This is a genomic window from Thalassotalea castellviae, from assembly GCF_031846185.1.
GTDB lineage: Bacteria > Pseudomonadota > Gammaproteobacteria > Enterobacterales > Alteromonadaceae > Thalassotalea_H > Thalassotalea_H castellviae.
Window position 1 is genome coordinate 1 of record NZ_JAVRIF010000015.1, and the last position, 5,668, is coordinate 5,668.

General features: G+C 39.0%; 2 protein-coding genes. Both read left to right on the forward strand.

The annotated features are described in order from the left end of the window. Window positions 1-415, forward strand: a 415-nt coding sequence (locus RM573_RS17345; RefSeq protein ID WP_311585102.1) for a putative Ig domain-containing protein, incomplete at its 5' end; no start/stop codon positions are given. Beyond that, window positions 412-5,169, forward strand: a complete 4,758-nt coding sequence (locus tag RM573_RS17350; RefSeq protein ID WP_311585105.1) for an RHS repeat domain-containing protein — start codon at window positions 412-414, stop codon at window positions 5,167-5,169. The genes RM573_RS17345 and RM573_RS17350, both read left to right, overlap by 4 nt. Window positions 5,170-5,668: the final 499 nt, after the last annotated feature.

Consider the following 5,668-nt stretch of genomic DNA (forward strand, 5'->3'; position numbering starts at 1 on the left):
ACCATATCCTTGTCGAAGTATTACGGTGAGTGAGCCTGAGCCAGAAAACAACCCTCCAACTATTTCAGGGACTCCTTCAACATCGACAACAGTTAATCAAGCATATAGCTTCATTCCAATAGCAAATGATATCGATAATGATAATTTGACTTTTAATATTGAAGGGAAGCCAACTTGGGCGAACTTTAGTAACTCTACGGGTCAATTATCAGGCACCCCAAAAGCAAGCGATATAGGAATTGTTACTGATATAACTATTTCAGTCACAGACGGGAAGGTGTCCAAACCGATACCCTTGTCAACATTTGATATAAAAGTTTTAAACGAAGTGCCGACTCACAAAACTATTTTTATCCACACGGATGTTTTAGGGACACCTGTTGTCGAGACAGGCTCAGAAGGAGAGATATTATGAAAATAAGCCCATTGGAAAAATTCATCTATCACTGTGTGGTTATTGCCTCTTGTATACTTTCTTCAAATATCATCAGTGCGCCTTATGATATTAGCTTACCCCCTTTAGGTTTACCAGCGCCAGCCTATATTCCCAATCCTTATCCTGGATTTGAGCCCTATCTAATAGCTGAACCCGATCCTGATGATCCTGGCTCTAATCAGGATGAAGTTATTTCTGAATTATTTACCATCCAAGATCGCAATCAAGTCAGGATGTTAAACCCTTCCTCTTTCATGGGCGACAGTATTGACCCTAATACAGGAACGCTGAACTTTCACCATACGGACGTGACTATTCCTGGTAATTTTAATTTGCCGGTTAAGTTAAGTCGTCATTTACCTACTAATTCATCTCCTATTACGCCTTTTATCCATTGGGGGCTTGATGTGCCTTATATCTCTGGGCGATTAGGGTTTAGTTGGCATGCTAACAGATGCTCACAAATGTTGCCCCATGAGTCTAATCAATATGTACTTGCTACACATTTTTTTGGCGGGCTAACGCTCAACGATGGTAACGGCTATAACGGCATGATATTGGAGCCTGACGCTTCTACTATTCCGTTTAATTTACCGGCTGGTTATACCCGTATCACTAAAGATAACTGGGCGATAAAGTGTATAAATACAGACAATGGCGAAGGTTTTGAAGCCTTGTCACCGAATGGTACTAAATATACTTTTGATGTTTTTGTTTCCAGAGAGCAGGCACCAGCGAAGTACAATGGTCGAATACGCAGAACTATGTTACACGGCGCGATGGCGAGTAAAGTTGAAGACCGTTTTGGCAATACGGTGACTTATGACTACAGCTTACATATTATAAGAACTCCAAATGGTTATGACTCAGGTAATAGGGGGGGCCGTCTAGAAAGCATTACTTCAAGTGATGGTCGTACCATTACCGTAAATTACGCGACCGCTGATGACCCATATATCCAATCAGTTACTGCCAATGGGCGAACATGGCAATATGGCTATGTTAATGAAACGATTGATAATCGAATAGTTAAACGCCTTGAAACGGTAACAAGACCCGATAATAAATTTTGGCAGTTTACGAATTTATATTCGCTTGCTAGTCGTACACCTAGAGCAGGTGTGCCCAAACAAATATTCAGTATTAGCTTAAAGCACCCAGAAGGAGCTACTGCTACCTATGAGATTTCAGACGTATTACGCTTTAAACCGGGTATGAACGTTGAGATTACGGCGGGTAATTCAGCCGTTGAGTCTCAATATATAGAATACTTAGGCGTAAACAAGAAAACCGTTAGTGGTGAGGGCTTTAATTATACATGGAAATATGAATATGGCGATAGCACATATGGCTCATGGGAAAAAGACGGCAGCTTGCCTAAGAAAACGCACACAACAACTATTACTACGCCAACGACGATAGAAGAATATACTTTTTTTCGCTGGGCTGAATGGCAAGACGGTAAATTACTGAAACATATCATCAAAGATAAAAATGGGTCGGTCATTCAAACCATTGATAACTCTTGGCGTTATGGTGACGATAATTGGCCAGCTAACACAGGGATGATAGGTAGTATTGACCTTGACTTTGGTAATGAACTTGCTGGTTTTACTGAAGGTAAATCAGGCCAAAAGCACTTTTTAACGTCAAAAACTGTTACCGAACATGGCTCAACGTATACCACCAATTACCCAAGTTATAATGTCTATGGCGCTAATTTGGTGAAACAAGAAAGTAATTCATTCAACAACAAAACAAAATACACCAAACAAAGTTATTTGCATGATACTTCAGCATGGTTAATTAACTTACCCACAACCACTGAGTTGGGTAGTCATTTGGGGTCATTAACTGCAGTGAGTGAAATCCAATATTATCCAAGCAATCATGGTAGTTATTCTAATCTACCTCAGATGAAAAAATCATTTGGCATATGGCAAAAAGAATATAAATCATATGATAAAGGCAATGTCACACGAATTGAATTTAACGCCCCATTAACTACTGGAAGTGGTAATAGATATCAAAAGTACAGCGATTATAAACGTGGTCAACCAACAACCATCACAATACCTGCACGTTACTCATCTGGAGGAATCAGCGCTAGCCGTGAGATTGATGATAATGGCTGGGTGAAATCCATTACCCCACTTGATGGCCCAAGCCATAAAACTGAATATAAATATGACATTATGGGTAATTTATTATCGGTTAAATTACCCTCAAACTTCTTAGGGAGCTTATATTCATGGCGTTATAATGGTGGTTCAACCGGTACACAACCCGTACGCACGTTACAACGTTGTACGTTAAACAGTGCGAGAAATGCTTGTGCCAGTAATACTAACCTCACTGAAACCACTACTTATGATGGTTTATATCGCCCGTTATCTGTGGTCACCACAGATAACACCTCGAATATTTCAGTGCATCAAAACTCAAGATACAACGCGAATAACCAAGTAACCTTTCAGTCATTTCCTTCTGATGTTGCGGGTGAAACGTTAGGCACTTCTTTTACGTATGACGCGTTACAACGTCAAACAAGACAAACAATTAGTTATGGTGGTAGTACAACCACGCAATACTTGCCTAACAACCAAATTAAAACAACGGATGCAAAAGGACATGTAACCACCACCACGTATCTTGCGTATGGGGAGCCGAGTTACGAGCAAGCCACCAAAATAGTATCACCTGAAGGAGTTACCACTGACATCGCCGTTAATCTCTTTGGTAATACCACATCCATTACTCAGGGTGGGCAAATTGAAACACGTTTATACAATAATGCACAGCAACTGTGTATGACCAAACGCAATGATGTAGGGAATACCTACTTACAACGTGCAACTAATGGTGAAATTACTTGGCAAGCACAAGGAGTCTCAGGCTCAAATTGTACAAATCATGGCGCAACCAATGCACAAAAGCTCATCTTTGGTTACGATAATCGTGGTGAGCAGCGCACGATAGCCTATGGCGACGGCACACCAACGCGCACCTTTTCCATGAGTAAAGGCAATAACTTGTTGAGCATTACAGGTGATGGCTATAGTCAGACATATAATTATAACAGTGTGAACCTACTAGAAGATGAAACCTTAACAATTGCAGGACGCACTGCTGGGGGCTTAACACTTGATTATGATTACGATAACTTAGGTCACTTGTCTTCATTGATTTACCCTAATGAAACAACGCCAGTAACGTTTTCCCCCAACGCATTTGGTCAAGCCACACAGGCAATAAAGGGCACAGAAATATTTGCGGAGTTAGCCAGTTACCACCCCAATGGCATAATAAATACTTTTACTTATGGTAATGGCATTACCCATCAAACGCAGTTAAATAACCGTCAAATTCCGTCGAAAATTATGGATAAATTAGGTGGACAAGACAAAGTTAACTTAAGTTATAGTTACGATAACAACGATAACATCACCTCTATCACTAATACGCGTGATGCAGATATTTATAGCTTAACTCATTTAACTTATGACGGATTAGACCGTCTTAAAACCACCTCTGGCGGCTCAGGTATTGGCTCAAGTAACCTAACCTATGACACATTAGGCAATATAAAGTCTTACAGCAATAATAGCGCTTTCGACAGCCACGCGTTAACATATAGCTATACCAATAATCGTTTAACAGGGCTATCAGGTAACGGCAGTGAAGGCTATGACTTTACTCAAAGTAACAGTTACGACAACCGAGGTAATATAACGCATAACGGTAAGCGTTCATTCACCTATAACTTAGCCAATCAAATGACAAGCTCAGGTACTAATACTTATGTTTATGACGGCTTTAATCGCAGACTAAAAACCACCGACAGTAAAGGTACCAGTTACAGCTTTTATAGCCAGTCAGGCAAACTGCTGTATCGAGAAACCGATGATGGTGGTATTAACTATATTTTCTTAGGCAGTAAACTCATTGCTAAAGAAGGCTATGGGGTTAAAATACCAGAAAATGGCAGTATCATGAACAGTAAACCATTTGGTGATACCATTGAAGCACCAAATGATGATGTCGGATATACGGGGCATAAATTTGATACAGATTTAGGGTTAAGTTATATGCAGGCACGATACTATGATCCAGTTATCGGGCGTTTTTATTCGAATGATCCGATTGGATTCCGTGATATACATAGTTTTAATCGTTATAGCTATGTTGCTAACAATCCATATAAGTATATAGACCCAACGGGGATGATATTAGAATGTTCTAGTAATGAACATTGCACCACTACTCAAAGTCTTGCAGATATTGAAAAAGAAGAAAAACAAAGAGTTAGGCTTGAAAGGTTGGAATTAGAACGAAAATATAATGAATATGTTAATACGGGTAGTATAATTAATAACTCATCAGGATATGGTGCTGCCATAGCATCACAGGTAATTGTCAATAGTGATGGTGTTTGGCTAGGAAAAAATGGGAAATACTACTCATCAAAATGGGGTGGGAATGGTTCTACAGGAGGTAGAAGTGTTGCTACTAGCAGAGCAAATGGGCTGAAGCTATTCGGGCGATTTTCATTTGTTACATCTGCTGGTATATCTGTATATAATTATAATACGCCTAATGGTCCTTCGGGGATGAAGACCTCTTTAGATATCGGTATGGCTGCCTTAGGTTTCGTCTGGCCAATTGGGACAGCAGCGAGTGCAGCGTACTTTATGGTTGATATATCTAATGGCGGTAATTGGACAGGACATTAGATGATTACAGCATACTGAGAATTATATGATTTTATTTGGTGATCTGAATAAGGCTCTTTATTTTCGATTTAAATTGATAATGATCTTTATCGAAGGTGAGAGCGAAATCACTCACGTTTCAAGTGTTTTGCTTTTATCGTTGTTTCAGCTTTGTTTGATTTTTCTGATAATGCTTTTTTTAAATTATTTTAATATTCCATTTGTAACATTTTCAGGTGGCATTGAGGGGAAAATAATTGCTGTAACTTTTATTCTAATGTTAGTCGTAGCGAATCTTATTACACTTAAAGTAAGAGATTTTCATGGTGACTCAATATTTATTAAGGAGAAGAAACCTACTCTCGCTACAGATATATTTATTCTATTAGTGATTATTTTGATAGTATTTTTTTCATATATTAATTAGAAAATCAATGGCAAATCAATGGGGTCAGAGCGTTTGAAATAACACTCTGGTCTTTTGTTTTTATTTGCTTTACTTATGGTAAATGGGGTCTAT